At 66.4% G+C, this 21403-nt stretch carries 22 protein-coding genes; 12 read left to right on the forward strand and 10 right to left on the reverse strand.

Annotated elements, in window-relative coordinates; all coding sequences use genetic code 11:
- Positions 1–14 precede the first annotated feature (14 nt).
- Positions 15–1430 carry a cryptochrome/photolyase family protein gene (locus VN11_RS08440; protein ID WP_053449407.1) on the forward strand — a complete coding sequence of 472 codons (1416 nt, stop codon included), beginning with the start codon at positions 15–17 and terminating at the stop codon, positions 1428–1430.
- A 139-nt stretch (positions 1431–1569) separates the two neighbouring features.
- Positions 1570–2265 (forward strand): OmpA family lipoprotein, encoded by a 696-nt coding sequence (locus tag VN11_RS08445; protein WP_008267948.1) that lies wholly within the window; start codon positions 1570–1572, stop codon positions 2263–2265.
- A gap of 491 nt (positions 2266–2756) precedes the next feature.
- Here the strand turns inward: VN11_RS08445 and VN11_RS08450 are convergent, their stop codons facing one another.
- Positions 2757–3482, reverse strand: a complete 726-nt coding sequence (locus VN11_RS08450; protein ID WP_053449408.1) for an SDR family oxidoreductase — start codon at positions 3480–3482, stop codon at positions 2757–2759.
- A gap of 118 nt (positions 3483–3600) precedes the next feature.
- Here VN11_RS08450 and VN11_RS08455 point away from each other — a divergent pair, with 118 nt between their 5' ends.
- Complete coding sequence (locus VN11_RS08455) at positions 3601–4491, forward strand: LysR family transcriptional regulator (RefSeq protein ID WP_053449409.1); 891 nt, start codon at positions 3601–3603, stop codon at positions 4489–4491.
- Positions 4492–4582: 91 nt separating this feature from the next.
- Here VN11_RS08455 and VN11_RS08460 read toward each other — a convergent pair whose 3' ends face one another.
- Positions 4583–5614 carry a LysR family transcriptional regulator gene (locus VN11_RS08460; RefSeq protein ID WP_005416157.1) on the reverse strand — a complete coding sequence of 344 codons (1032 nt, stop codon included), beginning with the start codon at positions 5612–5614 and terminating at the stop codon, positions 4583–4585.
- Positions 5615–5761: 147 nt separating this feature from the next.
- Between VN11_RS08460 and VN11_RS08465 the strand changes: the two genes are divergently transcribed.
- The 7 genes from VN11_RS08465 (at position 5762) to VN11_RS08495 (ending at position 14098) form a co-directional block, all read left to right on the forward strand.
- Positions 5762–5989, forward strand: a complete 228-nt coding sequence (locus VN11_RS08465) for a hypothetical protein (RefSeq protein ID WP_049456214.1) — start codon at positions 5762–5764, stop codon at positions 5987–5989.
- Positions 5986–6756: an SDR family NAD(P)-dependent oxidoreductase gene (locus VN11_RS08470; protein ID WP_053449410.1), complete on the forward strand. Its 771-nt coding sequence runs from the start codon at positions 5986–5988 to the stop codon at positions 6754–6756. The genes VN11_RS08465 and VN11_RS08470 overlap by 4 nt, the downstream gene beginning before the upstream one ends.
- A gap of 91 nt (positions 6757–6847) precedes the next feature.
- Positions 6848–8071, forward strand: coding sequence for an efflux RND transporter periplasmic adaptor subunit (locus VN11_RS08475; protein ID WP_053449411.1), 1224 nt, complete (start codon positions 6848–6850; stop codon positions 8069–8071).
- Between the two features lie 127 nt (positions 8072–8198).
- Complete coding sequence (locus VN11_RS08480) at positions 8199–11369, forward strand: efflux RND transporter permease subunit (RefSeq protein ID WP_049456792.1); 3171 nt, start codon at positions 8199–8201, stop codon at positions 11367–11369.
- Positions 11370–11433: 64 nt separating this feature from the next.
- On the forward strand, positions 11434–12171 hold the full coding sequence (locus VN11_RS08485; protein WP_008265682.1) for an SDR family oxidoreductase: 738 nt from the start codon (positions 11434–11436) through the stop codon (positions 12169–12171).
- Entirely contained in the window at positions 12165–13586 is a 1422-nt protein-coding gene (locus VN11_RS08490; protein WP_053449412.1) for an efflux transporter outer membrane subunit, read from the forward strand. The genes VN11_RS08485 and VN11_RS08490 overlap by 7 nt, the downstream gene beginning before the upstream one ends.
- Before the next feature lie 248 nt (positions 13587–13834).
- On the forward strand, positions 13835–14098 hold the full coding sequence (locus VN11_RS08495) for a hypothetical protein (protein WP_053449413.1): 264 nt from the start codon (positions 13835–13837) through the stop codon (positions 14096–14098).
- Positions 14099–14117: 19 nt separating this feature from the next.
- Here VN11_RS08495 and VN11_RS08500 read toward each other — a convergent pair whose 3' ends face one another.
- From VN11_RS08500 to VN11_RS08525, 6 genes are all read right to left on the reverse strand, one after another.
- On the reverse strand, positions 14118–14972 hold the full coding sequence (locus VN11_RS08500) for an endonuclease/exonuclease/phosphatase family protein (RefSeq protein ID WP_053449414.1): 855 nt from the start codon (positions 14970–14972) through the stop codon (positions 14118–14120).
- Between the two features lie 156 nt (positions 14973–15128).
- Positions 15129–15371 carry a hypothetical protein gene (locus VN11_RS08505; protein ID WP_053451286.1) on the reverse strand — a complete coding sequence of 81 codons (243 nt, stop codon included), beginning with the start codon at positions 15369–15371 and terminating at the stop codon, positions 15129–15131.
- 130 nt (positions 15372–15501) lie between these two features.
- The gene (locus VN11_RS08510) at positions 15502–15735 is read right to left on the reverse strand and encodes a hypothetical protein (protein WP_006433851.1); all 234 of its coding nucleotides are present in this window, start codon (positions 15733–15735) and stop codon (positions 15502–15504) included.
- Between the two features lie 86 nt (positions 15736–15821).
- Positions 15822–16526 (reverse strand): PA1136 family autoinducer-binding transcriptional regulator, encoded by a 705-nt coding sequence (locus tag VN11_RS08515; protein ID WP_053449415.1) that lies wholly within the window; start codon positions 16524–16526, stop codon positions 15822–15824.
- Between the two features lie 5 nt (positions 16527–16531).
- Complete coding sequence (gene hchA / locus VN11_RS08520) at positions 16532–17404, reverse strand: glyoxalase III HchA (protein WP_053449416.1); 873 nt, start codon at positions 17402–17404, stop codon at positions 16532–16534.
- A gap of 84 nt (positions 17405–17488) precedes the next feature.
- On the reverse strand, positions 17489–19498 hold the full coding sequence (locus VN11_RS08525) for an esterase/lipase family protein (RefSeq protein WP_053449417.1): 2010 nt from the start codon (positions 19496–19498) through the stop codon (positions 17489–17491).
- 153 nt (positions 19499–19651) lie between these two features.
- Here VN11_RS08525 and VN11_RS08530 point away from each other — a divergent pair, with 153 nt between their 5' ends.
- Positions 19652–20113: a methyltransferase family protein gene (locus VN11_RS08530; RefSeq protein WP_053449418.1), complete on the forward strand. Its 462-nt coding sequence runs from the start codon at positions 19652–19654 to the stop codon at positions 20111–20113.
- 172 nt (positions 20114–20285) lie between these two features.
- Here the strand turns inward: VN11_RS08530 and VN11_RS08535 are convergent, their stop codons facing one another.
- Entirely contained in the window at positions 20286–20537 is a 252-nt protein-coding gene (locus tag VN11_RS08535) for a helix-turn-helix transcriptional regulator (protein WP_053449419.1), read from the reverse strand.
- Positions 20534–20791 (reverse strand): hypothetical protein, encoded by a 258-nt coding sequence (locus VN11_RS08540; RefSeq protein ID WP_053449420.1) that lies wholly within the window; start codon positions 20789–20791, stop codon positions 20534–20536. Before VN11_RS08540 ends, VN11_RS08535 begins: the two co-directional genes overlap by 4 nt.
- A gap of 380 nt (positions 20792–21171) precedes the next feature.
- Between VN11_RS08540 and VN11_RS08545 the strand changes: the two genes are divergently transcribed.
- Positions 21172–21399, forward strand: a complete 228-nt coding sequence (locus tag VN11_RS08545) for a hypothetical protein (RefSeq protein WP_053449421.1) — start codon at positions 21172–21174, stop codon at positions 21397–21399.
- Positions 21400–21403: the final 4 nt, after the last annotated feature.

The following is a 21403-nucleotide window of genomic DNA, read 5'->3' on the forward strand; positions in this document are numbered from 1 at the left end:
CGAAGGCGGTGCATGTGTCGGTAGCGTTGCTATGGTTCCGTCGTGACCTGCGGCTGCAGGACAATCCGGCCCTGCAGGCCGCGTTGGAGGCGGGCCACGAGGTGGTGCCGGTCTACATCCACGCGCCGCACGAGGAAGGTGAGTGGGTGCCGGGCGCGGCCTCCGACGCGTGGCGCCACCGTTCGCTGGCGGCGCTGGATGCCGACCTGCGTTCGCGCGGCTCGTCGCTGGTGCTGCGCCGCGGCGACAGCCTGGCGACGCTGCAGGCGCTGGTCGAACAGATCGGCGCCGAGGCGGTGTACTGGAACCGCAAGTACGAACCGGCTACCCAACCGCGCGACGCGGAGATCAAGCGCACGCTGCGCGAGCAGGGCATCGATGCGCAGAGCTGCAATGGCAGCCTGCTGTTCGAACCCTGGGACATCGCGACCCAGCAAGGCCAACCGTACAAGGTATTCACTCCGTACTGGCGCAACGTACTCAGCCATTGGCGCCTGCCGGCGCTGACGGCCGCACCGAAGGCACTGACAGCGCACGCGGTCGACAGCCTTGCGCTGGATGAGCTGCGGCTTTCGCCTGCGCTGGACTGGGATGCCGGTTTCTGGGAGCACTGGCAGCCGGGCGAGGCCGGCGCGCTGGAGGCGTTGTCCGTGTTCGAGGACGGTTCGTTGCGCGGCTATCGCGAGCAGCGCGACCTGCCGGATCGCGTGGGAACGTCGCGGATGTCGCCGCACCTGCACTTCGGCGAGATCGCGCCATGGCGCATCGCCCATGCGCTGGAGGGCCTGCGCAGCGCCGGCACCGACGCCGATATCGACGGCTACCTGCGACAGCTGGGCTGGCGGGATTTCGCCTATCACCTGCTGCACAACTTCCCGAAGACGCCAACCGACAACCTCAATCCGCGCTTCGATCGCTTCCCGTGGGCAGATCCGAGCGCTGCGCAGCTGCATGACTGGCAGCGTGGCAACACCGGCGTGCCGATCGTCGACGCCGGCCTACGCGAGCTGTGGCACACCGGCTACATGCACAACCGGGTGCGGATGATCGTGGCCAGTTACCTGTGCAAGCACCTGCGTGCGCACTGGTTGCATGGCGCGCGCTGGTTCTGGGACACCCTGGTCGACGCCGACCTGGCCAACAACACGATGGGCTGGCAATGGGTGGCCGGAACAGGCGCCGACGCCGCGCCGTACTTCCGTGTGTTCAATCCGGTGACCCAGGCCGAGAAATTCGATCCGCAGGCGCGCTACATCACGCGCTGGGTGCCGGAACTGGCTGCGCTGCCGCTGAAGGCACGCTTCGCGCCGTGGCAGCATCCGCTGCTGCTGGAGGCGCATGCCCCTGGCTATCCGCGCACGCCTCTGGTGGACCTGGCGGCGGGTCGCGATGCCGCTCTGGCTGCTTACCGCCAGTCGGGGGCGGGGTAAAGCGCGGGCTGAGTGATCTGGTCAGATAGCTGAACGCGGCCCTGTCGGCGTGCTGCATCATCATTCCGGCATCGCATCGGGCTGTTTATTCTCTTTGCGCCCGCAAGCCGCCGGCCGACCGGAAACCAAGGAGAACCCCATGATCCGCAACACCACCCGCAACGTCGCACTGGCCCTGATGAGTGCGGCCGTCCTGTCGGCCTGCGCCACCGGCGGCTCCTATGTGCAGAGTGACCAGTACGGCAACCCGACCGAGCAGCAGAACCGCACCGGCCGCAACGCGCTGATCGGTACCGCCATCGGCGTGGCCGCCGGCCTGTTGACCGGCGACAGCGCCACCGAGCGCCGCCAGCACGCGCTGATCGGCGCCGGTATCGGCGCACTCAGTGGCGCCGCTGTCGGCCAGTACCAGGATCGCCAGGAACGCGCACTGCGCGAGCGCACCGCCAACACCGGCATCGATGTGCAGCGCCAGGGCGACAACATCATGCTGAACCTGCCGGACGGCATCACCTTCGACTTCGGCAAGGCGACGCTGAAGCCGCAGTTCTATGGTTCGCTCAACGGCGTTGCCGGTACCCTGCGCGACTACAACCAGACCATGATCGAAGTGGTTGGCCACACCGACAGCATCGGCAGTGACGCGGTCAACAACCGCCTGTCGAAGGAGCGTGCCGACTCGGTTGCACAGTACCTGATCGGCCAGGGTGTGCAGAGCGTGCGCATTGAAACGCTGGGCGCCGGCAAGTCGTACCCGATTGCCGACAACAGCACCGATGCCGGCCGCGCCAAGAACCGCCGCGTCGAGATCCGCGTGATTCCGCTCAAGCAGTAACGCGTAGCGTTACGGTTCCGGCGTAGCCGGAACGAAAATGCCGCCCTTGCAGGCGGCATTTTCCGTAGGTGCCGAGCTTGCTCGGCACACCGACAGCGTTTCCGGTCGCTGCGTTTGCGTGCAGTGCCGACCAAGGTCGGCATCTACCGGAAGTCTGCCCGCCGGAACGAAAATGCCGCCCTTGCAGGCGGCATTTTCCGTAGGTGCCGAGCTTGCTCGGCACACCGATAGCGTTCCCGTTCGCTGCGTTTGCGTGCAGTGCCGACCAAGGTCGGCATCTACCGGAAGTCTGCCCGCCGGAACGAAAATGCCGCCCTTGCAGGCGGCATTTTTGTGGGTGCCGAGCGTTGCTCGGCACACCGCATGACCGCGTGCTTTTTCGCTTTTGTAGAGTCGAGCGATGCTCGACTGCGTGTATGGAGTCGAGCATGGCTCGACTCTACAGAAGGCGGTCGAGCAAGCTCGACCTCTACCAGAGCGGAATGCCCGGCTCACACCGTCGCCGTCGGCCGCACCACGATTTCATTCACGTCCACGTCCGCAGGCTGTTCGATCGCAAATCTTACGGCGCGGCCGATCGCATCCGGTTGCAGGGCAATCGCGCGGTAGCCGACCATCATCTCGGCGGCGGCCGGATCGGTGATGCTGTCGGCCAGCTCGCTTTCCACTACGCCAGGATGGATGCAGGTCACCCGTAGCTCGCGGTGCTCCTGCCGCAGGCCGTCGGAAATCGCGCGCACCGCATACTTGGTCGCGCAGTAGACCGCTGCGGTCGGCACCACCGACAGTGCGCCGACCGAGGCGATGTTGATGATCTGGCCGCTGCGCTGGGCGATCATGCCGGGCAGCACGGCAGCGATGCCGTACAGCACGCCACGGATGTTCACGTCGATCATCCGGTCCCATTCCTCCACCTTCAGCGAGCCCATCAGCGACAGTGGCATCACGCCGGCATTGTTGACGATGACGTCGATTGCGCGGAAGCGTTGCCGGGCGGCTTCGGCGAAGGCCTCCACCTGCGCGCGCCGGGTCACGTCCAGGGCATGCACCAGCACCTCGGCCCCCTGCTGGCGCAGCTCGTCGGCCAGCACCTGCAGACGATCCACGCGGCGTGCACCCAGTACCAGGCGTGCCCCGGGTTGCGCGAGGGAACGGGCGATGCCGGCGCCGATGCCGCTGGAGGCGCCGGTGATCAGGATGGTTCGGGAAGGGGTCATGGCGGTGTCTCTGAAGGGTAGGGAGTGCCGGGGTGTGCCCGGCATTGCCACGGTAGACGGCGGACCTTGTCGCGATAAGGTGGCGACTGCTGATCACCTTGTTCAGAGCTGCTAACCAATGGCCATCGATCTCAACGCTCTGGGGGTGTTCCAGCGGGTGGCTGACTGTCGCAGCTTCACCGCCGCCGCCGAGCAACTCGGCGTGACCCGTTCGGCGGTCAGCCAGACCATCGCCAAGCTGGAGCAGTCGCTGGGTGTAGCCCTGGTGCTGCGCACGACCCGCAGCGTCAGCCTCACCGATGCCGGGCAGGCACTGCTGGTATCGGTCAGCCCTGCGCTGGCGGAACTGGGCGATGCGCTGGAGGCCAGCGTGCGCCGGCAGTCCGCCGTGTCCGGACAACTGCGGCTTGCCGTGTCCTCCATTGCCGAGGCGTTCCTGGCCGGCCCGATGCTGGCTGGTTTCGCCGCGCGCTATCCGGCGTTGCAGCTGGACATCACCGTGACCGATGAAGCGTTCGATATCGTCGGCGCGGGATTCGATGCAGGCGTGCGTCTGGGCGAGGTCATTGCCCAGGACATGGTCGCGGTGCCGGTATCGGCGCGGCAGCGCCAATTGGTGGTGTGCTCGCCGGGCTATCGTGATGCCCATGCGCTTCCGGCGCACCCACGGGAACTGGCCAGCCATCGCTGCATCGGTTGGCGCAGTGCGCCGGGCAGGGCGCCCTATCGCTGGGAGTTCGAAGAGCGGGGCCGCGAGTTCAGTGTCGATGTGCAGCCGGAAATCACCAGCAACGACATGGGGGTGATGGTCAGGCTGGCCTTGGCAGGCGCAGGCCTGGCCATCGGCATGGAAGAGACCTGGCGGCCGTGGCTGCAACGCGGCGAGCTGGTGTCCGTGCTGGACGCGTATTGCCCGCGGTTTGCCGGCTTTTTCCTGTACTACCCCAGCCGCCGGCAGGCCGAGCCGAAACTACGTGCGCTGGTCGGGCACGTGCTGTCCGAACTGTAGAGTCGAGCCATGCTCGACTGTTTTCCGGAAGTCGAGCATGGCTCGACTCTACATAGGCGCAGCCGAGCATGGCTCGACTCTACAGACGGCATCACGCCGCCGACGCGGCAACCTTCTCCAGGATCCGCTTGCCGCTGCTCTCCAGCGCGGCGTCTTCCTGCGCCTTCTGCTGCTGTGCCAGCTTCGCGCCCGGGCACTGCGCCAGCATGTAGTTGGCGTCGAAGTTGAGCTTCTCGACCAGGAAGTCGACGAACGCACGCACCTTCGGCGAGACCAGGCGGCCACCGGCGAACACGGCGTTGAAGTCCACCTCCGGGCCGGTCCAGCCGGCCAGCACGCGGCGCACCATGCCGGACTCGACGAACGGTTTGGCCATCACATCGCCAGTCAGCAGCAGGCCTTCGCCGCACACCAGTGCGCCGTTCAGTGCGGACATGTCGTTGGCAGTCATCAACGGCGTGACCGGGAAGTCACGCAGTTCGCCACCGTTCTCGCCCAGCTGCCAGGTGAAGCGCGGCGAGTTGCCGGTGTGGTACGGCTTGCGCATCGCCAGGATGCGGTGGAACTGCAGCTCTTCCGGATGCAGCGGCTCGCCATAGCGTTCGATGTAGGCCGGGCTGGCGAACACCTGCGTGCGCAGGCTGCCGAGCTTGCGCGCGACCAGGTTGGAGTCGGGCAGGGCACCGACGCGCAGTGCAAGATCCGCTTCGCCGGCAATCAGGTCCAGCTTCTCGTTGCCCATGTGCATGTCCAGGCGGATCTCCGGATACTGCGCATGGAACTGGCCCAGCAGCGGCGCGATCCAGGTGATGCCGATCGAATAGGGCACGGTGAAGCGCAGCCAGCCGCGCGGGCCGGACTGCAGCTGGCTCACCGCACTCTCGGCTTCTTCAAGCTCGCGCGCGATGCGCTGGCAATGCTCGTGGTAGATCGAACCGGCTTCGGTCAGGCCGAGGCGGCGCGTGGTCCGGTGCAGCAGGCGCGCGCCCAGGCGCGTTTCCAGTTCCTGCACTTTGCGGCTGACCGTGGTCTTGGGAAGGCCGAGCGATTTGGCAGCGGCAATGAAGCTGCCTTGCTCGACCACCTTGACGAAGATCAGCGTCTCGTTGAGATCGTGGGACATGGTCGGGGATCCTGGACGTCGGGGATGGGACAATCGTGACAGAACGATTGGACCGGGAACGGGATGATTATTCCCCTTAATCAGGACTAATCAAGTAAAGGTTTGAGGTCTATCGTGGCGCCATTCGTTATTTGGAGCCCGTCCGCCATGAGCCTGCGCAACATTCTTGCCCGTCTCCGGAATGCCGGCCAGAACACCCTGGACCTGGCGATGACCGTTGAAGCCCGTCCGAGTTCCTTGGTGCACAAGGATTTCCGGGAGTTTACCGCGCCCATGCGTCAGCAGCGTGGCGGCGTCATCCGCCTGGCCCCGCACAAGGGGGACCGGCTGCGGCGAATTGGGACTATCCCGGATTTGGGAGGAAATGTCCCGTGAATGGGATGCTGACGCCCGAAGTCCTGGTCCTCGGCGGCACCGGCGCCGTGGGCCAGGGCGTGGTCGGTGCATTGCTGGAAGCCGGCAGCCCGGTGCTGGTGGTCGGTCGCGATCCGGGCCGGCTGGCGGCACTGCACGAACAGTTCGCCGATGAGCCGGGCCTGGAAACGCTGCTGGGTTCGCTCAGTGATGACGGCTCGGCACGGGCGCTGGCCGAGCGTATCGCGCAGCGTCCGCGTCCGTTGGCAGCGGTGATCGCCGCAATGGGCGGTCCCTACCGCCGTGGCCGCGTGACCGATCGCAACGGTGACGAGCTGATGGGCGCGATGCAGGCCGACCTGATGCCGCACGTGCATGCGGTTCGCCACCTGCTGCCGCTGCTGCAGGACAACGTGCACGCGCGCCGCTACGTGATGATCGGCAGCCCGGCCAATGCCAAGCCGTGGGCGGGTTACGGCGAGACCTCGATCACCACCGCCGCGCTGCGCATGTACGCGCAGGTGGTGCATCAGGAAGCGCAGGCGCTGGGCGTGCGTGCGCAGATGCTGGAAGTCTGCAGCCCGGTCTGTACCCCGGCCAACGCGGCCAACGCCTGCATCGAGTGGCCCAGCTCGCTGCTGGTCGGCCGTCGCGTGGTCTCGCTGCTCGATGGTTGCCGCGACAACCGCGCCATCGTCCGTTGCGACAGCAGCGATGCCGAACTGCCGCGCGGCCTGCTGCACCTGGAAGTACCCCCGCTCTGGCGCGATACCGCAGGCGTCGCTTGACCTCGACCAAGGTTGAGGTCGCAGTATGCGCCGCCGATTTTCGCAACACCTTTTCATATAGCTGTACCACCCCTCCGTACGGATGCATGCCATGACTTCCCCCAATACCACCCCACATCGTTTCGGCCATCGCATCGCGATGGCCGGCGTGTCGATCCTCGCCGCGGCCGTGCTTGCAGCCTGCAGCGGCGGCCATGCCGAAGAAGCCGGTGCGCCGCCGCCGCCGCAGGTCAGCGCCGCGCCGGTGCTGGTCAAGCAGGTCAGCCAGTGGGACGAGTTCAGCGGCCGCGTCGAAGCGGTGCAGAGCGTTGAACTGCGCCCGCGCGTGTCCGGCTACATCGACAAGGTCAACTATGTCGAAGGCCAGGAAGTGAAGAAGGGCGAAGTGCTCTTCACCATCGACGCACGCAGTTACCAGGCCGAGTACGATCGTGCCGCCGCCGAACTGGCCCGCGCCCGCACCCAGGCCACGCTGGCCCGCAGCGAGTCCGAGCGTGCCAAGCGGTTGTCCGAGCAGCAGGCGATCTCCACCGAGACCGCCGAGCAGCGTCGCGCTGCCGCCGACCAGTCCGGTGCGGCCGTGCAGGCGGCGCAGGCTGCGCTGGACGCGGCCCGCCTCAACCTGGAGTTCACCAAGGTGCGTGCCCCGATCGACGGCCGTGCCGGCCGCGCGATGGTCACCGCCGGCAACCTGGTCACCGCCGGCGACAGCGCCAGCGTACTGACCACGCTGGTCTCGCTGGATACCGTGTTCGTCTACTTCGATGCCGACGAAAGCACCTTCCTGCGTTACGCACAGATGGCACGCAAGGGCGAGCGCCCGAGCGAGCGCGACAGCGATCTGCCGGTGAAGGTCGGCCTGTCCGGTGAAGAGGGCTACCCGCATTCGGGCAAGGTCGACTTCCTCGACAACCAGGTGGCCCGCAGCACCGGCACCATCCGCGTCCGTGCGCTGCTGGACAATGCCGACCGCCAGTTCACGCCGGGCCTGTTCGCCCGCGTGCAGCTGCTCGGCAGCGGCCAGTTCCAGGCCATGCTGATCGATGACAAGGCCGTGCTGACCGACCAGGACCGCAAGTACGTCTACGTGGTCGACAAGGATGGCAAGGCGCAGCGCCGCGACATCCAGCTCGGCCGTACCGCCGAAGGCCTGCGCATCGTCGAGCACGGGCTGGCTGCCGGTGACAAGGTGATCATCGACGGCGTGCAGAAGGTGTTCATGCCGGGCATGCCGGTGCAGGCCAAGGCCGTGGCGATGCAGCCACAGGCCGCGCCGGCACCGGGCCGCGACGCCACCGCCGCACTGAACCACTGATCCGCCGTCTCCTGATTCGCGTTTCCGCTTAGCTGCCGGCGCCAGCGGCAGCCTTCCCTGCCTTCGTCATATCGGCGAGGGGCAGGGCGGCTGTTGCCCGCCGACGGCATTTCCCAGGAATTCCTCCATGGACTTTTCCCGTTTCTTCATCGACAGGCCGATCTTCGCGGCGGTGCTGTCGATCGTGATCTTCGCCGCAGGCCTGATCACGATTCCGATCCTGCCGATCAGCGAGTACCCCGAAGTGGTGCCGCCGTCGGTGGTGGTGCGCACGGTGTATCCGGGCGCCAACCCCAAGGTCATTGCCGAGACCGTCGCCACGCCGCTTGAAGAGGCGATCAACGGCGTCGAAGGCATGATGTACCTGAAGTCGGTCGCCGGCTCCGATGGCGTGCTGCAGATGACCGTCACCTTCCGCCCGGGCACCGACCCGGACGCGGCGGCGGTGAAGGTGCAGAACCGCGTGGCGCAGGCGCAGGCGCGCCTGCCCGAGGACGTGCGCCGGCAGGGCGTGACCACGCAGAAGCAGTCGCCGACCTTCCTGATGGTGGTGCACCTGACCTCGCCGCAAGGCAAGTACGACACCCTGTACCTGCGCAACTACGCACGCCTGCACGTCAAGGATGCGCTGGCGCGTATTCCGGGCGTGGGTGACGCACAGATCTTCGGTGGCGGCGATTACGCCATGCGCGCCTGGCTGGACCCGGACAAGGTGGCTTCGCGCGGCCTGACCGCCAGCGACGTGGTGCGCGCCATGCGCGAGCAGAACGTGCAGGTCTCGGCCGGCCAGCTCGGCGCCGAACCGCTGCCGAACAGCCAGTTCCTGACCCTGATCAACGCCCAGGGCCGGCTGAAGACCGAAAAGGAATTCGGCGACATCGTGCTCAAGAGCGGCGTCGATGGCGAGATCGTGCGCCTGGCCGACGTGGCCCGCCTGGAACTGGGTGCCGGCGACTACACGCTGCGCTCGCAGCTGGACGGCAAGAACGCGGTCGGTATCGGTATCTTCCAGTCGCCGGGTGCCAATGCACTGGAGATCCGTGACCAGGTCATCTCGACGATGGACGAGATGCAGAAGACCATGCCGGCCGACGTGAAGTACGAAGCGGTGTACGACACCACCATTTTCGTGCGCGACTCGATCAAGGCCGTGGTTTCCACGCTGCTGGAAGCCATCGCGTTGGTGGTGCTGGTGGTGATCCTGTTCCTGCAGACCTGGCGTGCCTCGATCATCCCGTTGATCGCGGTGCCGGTGTCGGTGGTCGGCACCTTCGCTGCGCTGTACCTGCTGGGCTTCTCGATCAACACGCTGAGCCTGTTCGGGCTGGTGCTGGCGATCGGCATCGTGGTCGACGACGCGATCGTGGTGGTGGAGAACGTCGAGCGCAACATCGAAGAAGGCCTGTCGCCCACTGCGGCGGCCCACCAGGCCATGCGTGAAGTGTCCGGCCCGATCGTGGCGATCGCGCTGGTGCTGTGTGCCGTGTTCGTGCCGATGGCCTTCCTGTCCGGTGTCACCGGCCAGTTCTACAAGCAGTTCGCGGTCACCATCGCCATCTCCACGGTGATCTCGGCGATCAACTCGCTGACCCTGTCGCCGGCGCTGGCCGCGCGCCTTCTGAAGGCCCACGGCGCGCCGAAGGACGGCCCGAGCCGCCTGATCGACCGCCTGTTCGGCTGGGTGTTCCGTCCGTTCAACCGCTTCTTCAAGTCCAGCTCGGAGAAGTACGAGCGTGGCGTGGCCCGCATCCTCGGCCGTCGTGGCGCGGTGTTCGTGGTCTACGCGATCCTGCTGGTCGGTACCGGCGTGATCTTCAAGCTGGTGCCGCCGGGCTTCATCCCGACCCAGGACAAGCTGTACCTGATCGCCGGTGTGAAGCTGCCGGAAGGCTCGTCGATCGCGCGTACCGATGAAATGCTGCGCAAGGTCGCCAAGATCGCCCAGGAAACCGACGGCGTGGCCCACACCATTTCGTTCCCGGGCCTGAACGCGCTGCAGTTCACCAACACGCCGAACACCGGTGTGGCGTTCATTCCGCTCAAGCCGTTCGCCGAGCGTCATGGCCGTACCGCTGCGCAGATCAATGCCGAGATCAACCAGAAGATCGCCGGCCTGCAGGAAGGCTTCGCGTTCGCGATGATGCCGCCGCCGATCCTCGGCCTGGGCAACGGCAACGGCTACCAGATGTTCATCGAGGACCGCGGCAACCTGGGTTACGGCGCATTGCAGAATGCCGTGCAAGCGATGCAGGGCACCGTTGCGCAGACCCCGGGCATGGCCTTCCCGATTTCCAGCTACCAGGCCAACGTGCCGCAGCTGGATGCGGAAGTGGACCGCGTCAAGGCCAAGGCGCAGGGCGTGCAGCTCACCGAGCTGTTCGACACCCTGCAGACCTACCTGGGTTCGGCCTATGTCAACGACTTCAACCAGTTCGGTCGTACCTGGCAGGTGATCGCGCAGGCCGACGGTCCGTTCCGCGAGACGGTCGAGGACATCGGCAAGCTGCGTACCCGCAACGACCGTGGCGAGATGGTGCCGATCGGTTCGATGGTCACCATCAAGCAGACCTTCGGCCCGGACCCGGTGCTGCGCTTCAATGGCTATCCGGCAGCGGACCTGGCCGGTGAAGCCGACCCGCGCCTGCTGTCGTCGGCCGAGGCGATGAACAAGCTGACCGAGATTGCGGGCAAGGTACTGCCGGTGGGCATGACCACCGAATGGACCGACCTGAGCTACCAGCAGGCGACCCAGGGCAAGGCGGCGTTCATCGTGTTCCCGGTGGCGATCATGCTGGCCTTCCTGGTGCTGGCCGCGCTGTACGAGAGCTGGTCGCTGCCGCTGGCGGTGATCCTGATCGTGCCGATGACCCTGCTGTCGGCGCTGTTCGGCGTGTGGCTGACCGGCGGTGACAACAACGTGTTCGTGCAGGTCGGCCTGGTGGTGTTGATGGGCCTGGCGTGCAAGAACGCGATCCTGATCGTCGAATTCGCCAGAGAGCTGGAGATGGGCGGCAAGGGCATCGTCGAAGCCGCGCTGGAAGCGTGCCGCCTGCGTCTGCGCCCGATCGTGATGACCTCCATCGCGTTCATCGCCGGCACCGTGCCGCTGGTGCTGTCGCACGGCGCAGGTGCCGAGGTGCGCTCGGTGACCGGTATCACCGTGTTCGCCGGCATGCTGGGCGTGACCCTGTTCGGCCTGTTCCTCACCCCGGTGTTCTACGTCGCCCTGCGCAAGTTCGTCACCCGCAACGGCGGTGGCCAGCTGGTGCAGCACGGCGAGCCGACCATCCATCACTGACATGGAACCCCGTCGCCGCCGGTCAGTGGCCGGCGGCGGCTTTCCCCTCACAAGGCATGAATCCATGAACTCCCATCAGAACAAGATCGCGCTGGTCACCGGCGCTACCCGCGGCATCGGTGCCGAGACCGTGCGCCAGCTGGCGCAGGCCGGCGTGCACACGCTGCTGGCCGGCCGCAAGCGCGAGACCGCCGTGGAGCAGGCACTGAAGCTGCAGGCCGAGGGCCTGCCGGTGGAAGCGATCCAGCTGGACGTGACCGATGCTGCCAGCATCGCCGAGGCGGTCGAGCAGGTGCGCCAGCGCCATGGCCGGCTCGATATCCTGGTCAACAACGCCGGCATCATGATCGAGAACCCGGCGCAGGCTCCCTCGGAACAGTCGCTCGATACCTGGAAGCGCACCTTCGATACCAATGTGTATGCGCTGGTGGCCGTGACCCAGGCGTTCCTGCCGCTGGTCAAGCAGGCCAAGTCCGGTCGCATCGTCAACGTGTCCAGCATGCTCGGCTCGCAGACCCTGCACGCCGACCCGGCGTCGGGCATCTACGACTTCAAGATTCCGGCCTACAACGCCTCCAAGGCGGCAGTGAACAGCTGGACGCTGAGCCTGGCCTACGAACTGCGCAACACCCCGATCAAGGTCAACACCGTGCATCCGGGTTACGTGAAGACCGACATGAACGGCGGCAACGGCGAAATCGAAATCAGCGAAGGCGCACGCTCCAGCGTGGAAATGGCGCTGATCGGCGAATCCGGTGCCAGCGGCAGCTTCACCTACCTGGGCGAGGTGCTGCCATGGTGATCCGCACGTTGGCGATGGCCGTCTCCAGCCTGGTGCTGGCGGGCTGTGTCAGCGTCGGCCCGAACTACAAGGCGCCGGTGCAGGAGCCGGTCGTCCTGCAGGGCGCACAGCAGCCGGTGTTCACCAGCACGTCGCCGGTGGCCAGTTGGTGGGCGCAGTTCGATGATCCGGTGCTGGAAGAACTGGTGCATGGCGCACTGTCGGACAACCTCGACCTGCGCGTGGCCGTGGCCCGCGTCAGCCAGGCCCGCGCGGTGTTCGTCGAAAGCCGTTTCGACCAGGCCCCGCACATCACCGCAGGCGGCAGCTACGACCGCCGCAAGCAACCCGATCCGCAGCTGGGTGGGCAGCGGGTGTTCAGTGAAAGCTACCAGCTCGGCTTCGACGCCGGCTGGGAGCTGGATCTGTTCGGCCGCAAGCGCCGCGCTGCAGAAGCCGCGCGTGCCGACCTCGATGCCGAGCAGGCCAACCTGGCCGACGCGCAGGTGCTGATCGCCGCCGAGGTAGCACGCAACTACTTCGAGCTGCGCGGTACGCAGAAACGCATCGCGGTGGCCCAGCACACCCTGGTCAATCTGCGCGACACGCAGAAGTTGACCGAGGCCCGCTGGGAGCTGGGTGCCGGCAGCGAACTGGACGTGCAGAGCAGCCGTGCCCGCCTGAAGGCGATCGAGGCCGACATTCCGCTGCTGGAAGTGGCCGAGACGCAGTCGCGCAACCGCTTGGCGGTGCTGCTGGGGCAGCGCCCGGAAGTGCTCACCGCGATGCTCGCACCGCATGAGGTGCCGGCGTTCGCCAAGGCCCTGCCGCTGGGCGATACCCGCGAGCTGCTGCGCCAACGCGCAGACGTGCGGGTGGCCGAACGTCGACTGGCGGCGGCGACCGCACGCGTCGGCGTGGCCACCGCCGATCTGTTCCCGCGGCTGTCGCTGTCCGGTTTCGTCGGCTTCCTTGGTGGCGATGCCAGCGGCCTGGTCAACGGCAACAACAAGGCCTGGTCGCTGACCCCGTCGCTGAGCTGGGCGGCCTTCGATTTCGGCACCGTGCGTGCACGCCTGCGTGCCAGCAAGGCCGAGGCCGAAGGTGTGGCCGCGCAGTATGAGCAGGCGGTGCTGCTGGCGCTGGAAGACACCGAGAACGCGCTGACCCGCTACTCCAAGCAGCAGGCGCGGCTGGCGATCGTGGTCGAGCAGGCGCAGGCGGCACGACGTGCCGAATCGCTGGCACAGATCCGCTATCGCGAGGGCTCGGAGGACTTCCTGACCCTGCTGGACGCGCAGCGCACGCAGCTGGCCGCCGACGATGCATTGGCCGCGGCCGAGGCAGAAGTGAATGTCAGCGTGGTGGGTGTGTACAAGGCACTGGGCGGCTGGGGACAGTCGCCGCAGCCGCCCAGCGTGGCGCAGCTGCAGTAACCCCGAGGGGACGGAGGCGGTAGCGTCCGTCCCCTTCTTGTTTCAGGGCCGTTGATCGGCCCCCCGCCATCGTGCCGCCTTCTCCGGCAGCCAGCGCCTGGCAGTGGATGATGAATCCGCAGTTCGGCAACCGGGGCAGGGAAGCACCGTGCAGGCTGTGCACGTTGTCACAGTCATGACGTTTCTGACTCTGCCGGAAGCCGTGTCCGCCGTGTAACTAGTGGGACAGGCTCTTGGGAGGACAGGTGATGACCGATGGCAAACACGATACCCAGCGCAGGTTGTTCGGAGATCCGGGGCCACCCGACGCGGGGCTTTCGGTGGCGGTGGTGGTACTGATGGTGCTCGCGTCGATGGCGGCTGCGATCGGGTTCATACGGCTGCCGGATCCGCTGCTCGGCCTGGGGCTGATCGGCGTGTCCGTGTTTCTGGCCGTCGGTGCCCGCATCTGCCAGGCACGCGACCAGCATCAGGCACTGTACCGCCTGCTGTCACGGCAGCCGCCGCCGTAGCCGCGGCTGCCGTGCAGGTTCAGCGCTTCGGCCAGTCCAGCTCGACCACCAGCGGGAAATGATCCGATGGCAGCACGCCGTCGATGCGGCGGTCGTCGGTAAGGAAGCTGCGCGCATGGAAGCCGCGCACCAGCACCCAGTCCAGCTGTGCGGTGGCGTTGCCGGTGAAATCATGGAAGGTCAGGCGCGGGCCCTGCGGTGCCTTCACCTGGGGGCGGGTGTCCTCCAGCACGTGGGTGAACGCTTTGTAGGTATCGCCGCCGGGTTCGCTGTTGAAGTCGCCGGTCAGCACCACCGGCAGGTCGGCCGGCAGGGTGGCCAGACGCTTGCCGATCAGCTCGGCACCCTTCACCCGGCGCGGTTCGTCCTCGTCGCGGTAGGGCAGGTGGGTATCCATGAAGTAGAAGCGACGACCATCCTCCAGGCGCCGGAACAGCGCCCAGGTGACCATGCGCGGATACAGGTTGCCCCAGGTGATGCTGCCGGGCACGTCCGGCGTATCGGACAACCAGAAGTTGCCGGACGCCTCGATGGCCAGCACCTTGCTGTCGTAGAACACGCCCATGTGCTCGTCGCCGCTGCCACCCCGGCGGCCTTCGCCGAACCAGCGGTAGCCGGGCAGGTGCTCGGACAGGTAATCGGCCTGTTCCTTCACCAGTTCCTGGGTGCCGATCACCGCCGGGTGCGCATCGAGGATGACCTTGACCATAGCATCGCGACGGTCCGGCCAGCGCTTGCCAGGCTCGGTATCGGCCGGGGTGCGGACATTGAACGACATCACTTTCAGCGGCGCAGGCGTGGCCGCGCAAGCGAAGACAGGCAGAGCGAGTGCCAGCAGCGCGCACAGCGCCCGGCGATGGAAACGCGGCAACATCGTGGAATCCCTCCATTCCATGAAAACGATTTCACGGAGCATGCCATGGAAGGCGAGGGTAGCGGTATGCCGGGATGGGCGGATGGCAGGTGCCGGGCGGGCGGTGAACGCGTCGCCCGGCGGATCGCGTGAGCGTGATCAGGAGATCACGGGTGCTCAGTCGGCGGGCAGGTACCACTGGCCATTCTGGTCAATCCAGTACACCCGGATGTAGGGAGTGCCATCCTCTTCGAAGTACGTCACTTCGCAACGCTGATGGTAGTAGGGCCCCATCTTGACCCGGACGCAGTTCGTGTTCTCCGGACCACCGCCACCACCGCTGGCGGCGGCCTGGGACGGCGAGGAGAGAGCTCCAACGGCAAGCATCAGTGCGGCCATCGAGGCCAGGTGCAATTTCATGGTCATCATCCTTGTGTCTGCAATCGCGCATCTGCGCGTTGTCGTGCAACGTCCCGCGCGACGCCAGGCTGACGTGCGGGAGTTGCTGCATGCGCGCCGGCCCATGGGCGACCCGGCGCATTTCCCCGGCTCAGTCGCGCAGGTAGGGGTTGCCGTACTCGTCGATCCAATATTCGGCCGTGTAGACGTTGCCGAATTCATCGGTGTAGGTTTCCGTGCAGTGGTGGTGGACGCGGTTGCGGTCCACATTCACCGGCACACAGGAAACATTTTCTCTCGGGACCCCTGTGTTGGCGTCCGCCACCGGTGCCAGGGTTGCAGTGGCTACCACCAACGCGGCCATTGCGGCCAGTTGCAGTTTCATAAGCATCATCCTTGCTTCTGCAATCGCGCACATGCGCACGGGGTGTGTATCACGCGAACCCGACCATCGGAAGTGCCTCGCTGCGATCAGTCCTCGATCTCACCGCGACGAGTTGCAGCGCGTACCGCCTGCGCGGTAGTCGCAACACCGAGGCGCTGGCGTGCATGGCGCAGGTGGTTTTCCACGGTGCGTGCGGAAAGCCCGAGCGTGGCGGCAATTTCCGCCTGGCGACGCCCGGCAGCCACCCAGCGCAGCACCTCGCGCTCGCGCGTGCTCAGCAGGCTTCCGGAAAGTTCTGCAGGAACTTCAGCCAGACCGCGCGCGGCGCGGAATGCTGCGGTTGCAGCAGCCTCCAGCTGCAGGCGTGCGCTGGCGGATGCATCGATGGAGGTGCCTGCGAAACTGATTGCACCCTCCAGCCCGGTGGTACCGAACACCGGCACCTGCAGGCCGTGCAGGCCTTCGCCACGCGGTTGCTTCACCACCTGGTAGCGCTCACCGCGCAGACCTTGGCGTTTGCTCCAGAAGAACGGCGCGTCGCTGTCCAGCACGTGGCGATTGACCGGGCAGGCATGCAGATAGCGGGCGAGGTCGGTATCGCTGCCATCGCCGAACCAGTCGCCGTCGATCCAGTACACGCGCTGCGTGCCGCGCTCCAGTCCGGTGCCGGTGGCGAACACCAGCACGCGGTCGTAGCCGAGCGGTGCGGCGATGCTGCGCAGTACCGCGCCCACCGCGTCCAGCGAGCGGGCGCGTTCCAGCTCCAGCAACACCTGCACCAGCGCGGTCATCCGGATCAGCGCCCGGCCAGTGCGTCGAGCAGGGTGCGTGCAGCCAGCTTGCCGAGCGCATTGCCCGCCAGCGGGCTGTCGCCGGTCAGCAGCAGGCGATCCTGCAGCACGCTGCCATCGATGCCCTCGTTGACGATCTGCACACCCTGCTGCGCCAGCCGCTCACCGAAGAACCACTGCAGCTGGCCCGGCATGTAGCCGATCTCCGGTGTCTGCCGGTCCATTGCATCGGGGAAGGCGCAGATGCGGTAGCCGCGGAACAGCGAGCCGCCATCGGCTTCGTCGACGCCTGCGGCCAGCAATGCCGCAGGGCCGTGGCAGAGGGTGATGATGTGGCGTTGCTCGGCCATCGCCCAATGCAGCACCGCCTTCACCGCGCGGCTCTGCGGCAGCCCGATCAGCGCGCCATGGCCGCCGGGAATGAACACTGCCGCATAGTCCGATCCTGCTCCCAGTGCGGCCACGACATCGTCCAGCGCCAGCGGCTGGCGGAAGCGTTCTTCATAGCGTTCGTACAACCCGCCGATCTGCTTGTCCTCGCGCGGGAAGGCCCACCACTCGAACTTGGTGGCGTTGCCCGACAGCGTGGCCACGTCGATGTCGAAACCTGCCTGGTCCAGGTGATACATCGGCAGCAGGGTTTCCACCGGATGGTTGCCGGTGGAGAACAGATGGCCGTTGGCGGTAGGCAGGTAGCGCTCGTCGGCGGCGATCATCAGCACCTTCCAGCGACCATCGCGGCGTGCGTCCGGATAGTCGGCACCGGACAGGTTGCTCTTCGGCGACGTGAACTGCGACAGCGAGTACGGCGAGGGGAAGAAGGCATCGCGCTCGGCCGGATCGGGGCTGGGCTGGCGACTGGGCTCTTGCGTGTTCATGCGGACCTCCTGCGGGGAACGTAAGGCCAGCATAGAAGCGTGGATGCGCACGCGCGATGAGGGATTTCCCTCAATCGCCCGAGGCTATCTGGCTGCTGCCCCGTGCTGCTGCATGTCCTCGTGCAGGATCCGCCGCAGCTCGATGATCGCGGGCGTGGCTTCCTGCACGCTGTGCCCGGACACGATCACCTTCTCCGACACGGCGTTGGGCAGGTGCGAGCTCCAATACGGCACCAGCCCGTCATCGGTCTTTTCCAACGGCCCGTCGGCCTTGGCGCGGGCGATGATCGAGTGGTACTGCACCTTGGGCGCCATCGGCAGGTCAGCCACGGCGCGGACGAACGCGTCGTCCTTGTCCAGATTCTGGATGCTGTTCATCTGGTAGCCGTGCTTGCCATCGTTGCGGTCGACCTGGCCATCGTTGGCGATGGTGGCGACATCCTCCAGCACGGTCAGCGGCAGCCGCACCAGGCGACCGATCCAGCGGCCCAGACGGGTGCCGGCGACGTCGGTGCCACGGTGCGGCGTGGCGATGAACACCACCCGTGATACTTCCGGCTCCGGCAGGAAGGTCAGTACCGGCGCCCCGCGGGTGCGCAGCAGTTCGCGCTGCGCCGGTGTCATCTGCGCAGTGGCCAGCAGGGTATCGACCAGGTGGTCGCCGGACGACGAGACCATCAGCCGCGCGATCACCCCGCCCATGCTGTGCCCGACCAGCACCATGTCATGCGAGGCCTGCGCCTTTCCGCTGGGGTCGAAGTGCCTGAACACATCGGCCAGCGTGTGGCGCATCGCATCGTGGCTCATCGCGATGGGCATGTTGGTCGGGTAGTAGAACTGCCAGATCTGGAAATCCTGGCGGATCTCGTCGTCGCGCATCAGCTCGTTGGCAACGTTGACCCAGGCTTCCGGGCTGCTGGCCAGGCCATGGATCATCAGCAGCACGCGCCGGTTCGGATCGTAGGGTTGCATCATGTACAGGTGCGGCGTGTCGATGCCGCCCTTGCCGCCGAACAGCGAGCGCAGCGACTGGTGGCTGAAGTTGGATCTCGCCAGCCACAGCGCGTAGCCGGCGGTGAAGTTCGCCGCCAGCGGTACCTCCTGCCCGTGCAGGGTGACTTCGGTGACCTGGTAGGGGTCGTGGATCTCCAGTTCCGGCTCGTCGTCGTGCAGCACTTCCCATAGATTCTTTCCGGAGAAGCGCAGCAGCACCGTCATCGACGGCGAAGGCATCTCGCTCCAGCTCTGCGTGGTCGCGGTGGCGGCGTGCGTGGCGGGTGCCGTGGTGGCGGTGGTGCCTGCCGGATCATCCATCACCGCCACCAGTTCCGCACCGAAGCCATCGCGGCGATGCACGCTGCGCAGCGTGCCGGTGAATGACAGCGAAGCGGCCGGCACCAGCTCGGTCGGCGTGCGCGTGTCCAGCGGCGACGCCTCGGTGGAAGGCGCCAGCACGAAGGTCCAGCGGCCCAGCTGGAAATGACTGGCCTCACTGTGCACGCGGCCGGTCGCGTAGGCGTTGTACAGCTGCACCGAGGCTTCCTGCACGGCCAGGTTGTAGTAGTCGCGCACCTGCGTCTGGCGGTCTTCGAAGCCGCGCTGGTTGGCGGTGCGTTCGGTGAAGAACAGATAGGCATAGGCCTGGCGTGCGACCTGCATCCACGCGTCCAGGCGCGGCTGGAAGTCGGCGTCCAGTTCGGTGATCGCGGTCTTGGCGCGGCCCGACGCGGAGTACTCGCGCTTCGGGGCGGGCAGGGTCATTGCGTACTGTAGCCACAGTTCGGCCAGGCTCGAACGCTTGTCTTCCTCGCGTACCACGATGCTGCCTTCCATCGCCTCGATGCAGGGCAGGCCGGGCTTGGCACAGACGCCCTCGTCGAGGCCGGCCACGCGCAGGGTCTCGGTGGTTGCCGCGCTGAGCTTGCCGGAGGTGAGGATGTCGCCGCGCTTGAGCGCGATGTACTGCCCCGGCGTGACCGAGGCGACCTGTACCGACGGCCCGAACTGGCGCAACGTCGCGCAGCCGCCCAAGGTGAGCAGCACGGTGATGATGAGGGTCGTGCGGCCGATGAAGCCCAAGCCCGTGGTAGCCATACGATCCTCCTGCGCGGTGGCGCCACTCTAGCGTCCGGCCTGTCAAAGCGGAAGATACCGGGCGGTCGGTTTGTGCCTTGAAACCACCGCCATGCAAGCGATTCAGGCATTCGCATGTGACACTGGGGTGAATGGAGGCACACAAGGACGGCGATGCGTTGGCTTGAGACACGGATTCCACCACCGCTGGTGATGCTGCTGTGCGGTGGCATCGGCTACCTGGCCAGCCGCCTGGCAGCGGACCTGGTGTTGCCATTGCCGATGCCGGCGCTGCTTGCAGGTGCTCTGCTGACGCTCGGTGTGACGCTGAACCTGCTGCCGAAGCTGGCCTTCCGCTGTGCGCGCACCACGGTCAATCCGCTGCGCCCGTCGGCCTCGAGCGCGCTGGTCACGCACGGGGTATACCGCTACACACGCAATCCGATGTATCTCGGTCAGGCGATCGTTCTGACTGGTGCCGTGCTGTACCTGCAGAACCCGGTCGCGTGGCTGGCCGTGCCGCTGTTCGTGCTGTACATCACCCGGTTGCAGATCGTGCCGGAAGAGCGGGTGCTGTCGGCTCGTTTTCCCGAAGCGTATGCGCTGTTCCGCCAACGCGTACGGCGTTGGCTGTAGCGCGGGCCGGGTGGTCACGCGGCACGCTGCCTGCACGAAAAACAGGCACAAAAAAGCCGGAACCCCGTTGATGGAAGTTCCGGCTTCTTGTGGCCTCGACAGGCCATACAGATGGTGGAGGTGGGCTCTACCGTAGTTGGGCCGCAGGCCTTTGTGGTGCGTGGTTCGGTGCCTATGCAGCGTCGGCGATACCCCCATCCATACCCCCGGTTTCGCCCGCCTGGTCGCGCTGCTCCATCTGGTCCTGAATCCAGGAATCGATCTCCGATTCGACCCAGCGAACGGAGCTGCCCAGGTGGACCGGTTTCGGGAACTTCCCAGCGGAAATGCGCAAATACAGGGTCGACTTGGCCATGCCGACGCGGGCCAGAACCTCGGCTCGACGCAGGAGGCGGCTGGGGGTGACTGCGGTGCTCTCGTTCATGCTTCCTCCTTCGGCACGCCGGCGGCGGCCAGATTGGTGCCGCGGCGGCGGCGTTTCGATACGGGGGCCATGATGCGTTCGGCTTCGGCCCGGTCCCCTCGGGACAGTTCAATCATGGCTAGGCCACGGGCCTCCCAGGCACGCACGGTGGCCTTGCTGGCCTTGCCGAGGTCTACCCCCGACAGGCTGGCCAGCAGGTGGCCCACCTCGCGGAAACCGGGGGCGTCGGTGACCTGCAGCAGATCGGCCTTCACGCCCACGCTCCATCGGGGGAGTACTGTCGGCGCCTGGACTCAGGGAGGGGAACTGTGTGGACGAGCGCGAGGGTGGGTTTAGGCTTGTGGCGGTAGCTGGTCAGGACAGCTGTGTGCCGAATCTGTGGAAGTCCATGGGCCTGGTATACGCGTCGGGGGAGGACGTGTTCTTGGAGCAGGTACACGCAGGCGCTGACTTCGCCACCCGGGAGGAGGCCATGGCGGGCGGGATCGCCGCGGCGCGTGCTGTAGCCCGAACGCTCGATCCGACAGAATGCAGAGCCAACCGGGCTGCGAGATTCTGGTGACGCCAAAACTGGCTCTTTCATGTCCTGAACGACACAGGTAAATTGTCGAACGCCCACAACCCCGCATTGCCAATGAAGACCGGTGGCTACCGCCGAACGATGCGAGGGGTGATACAGGGCCATAGATTCCTGCTGACCGTCACCAGCCGCATCGACGACGTTTTTCTGTACTCGGCTGAGGTAGATGGCGTCGCCGTGGAGCTGCGCATTGAAGGCGTGATCCGTAACAAGGGCGACGCTATGCAGTTGGCGATAGTGGCTGTGGAGCGGCACATCGCGGAGCTGGGCCTTAAGGGATGAGGTC

Source organism: Stenotrophomonas maltophilia, from assembly GCF_001274595.1.
Taxonomy (GTDB): domain Bacteria; phylum Pseudomonadota; class Gammaproteobacteria; order Xanthomonadales; family Xanthomonadaceae; genus Stenotrophomonas; species Stenotrophomonas forensis.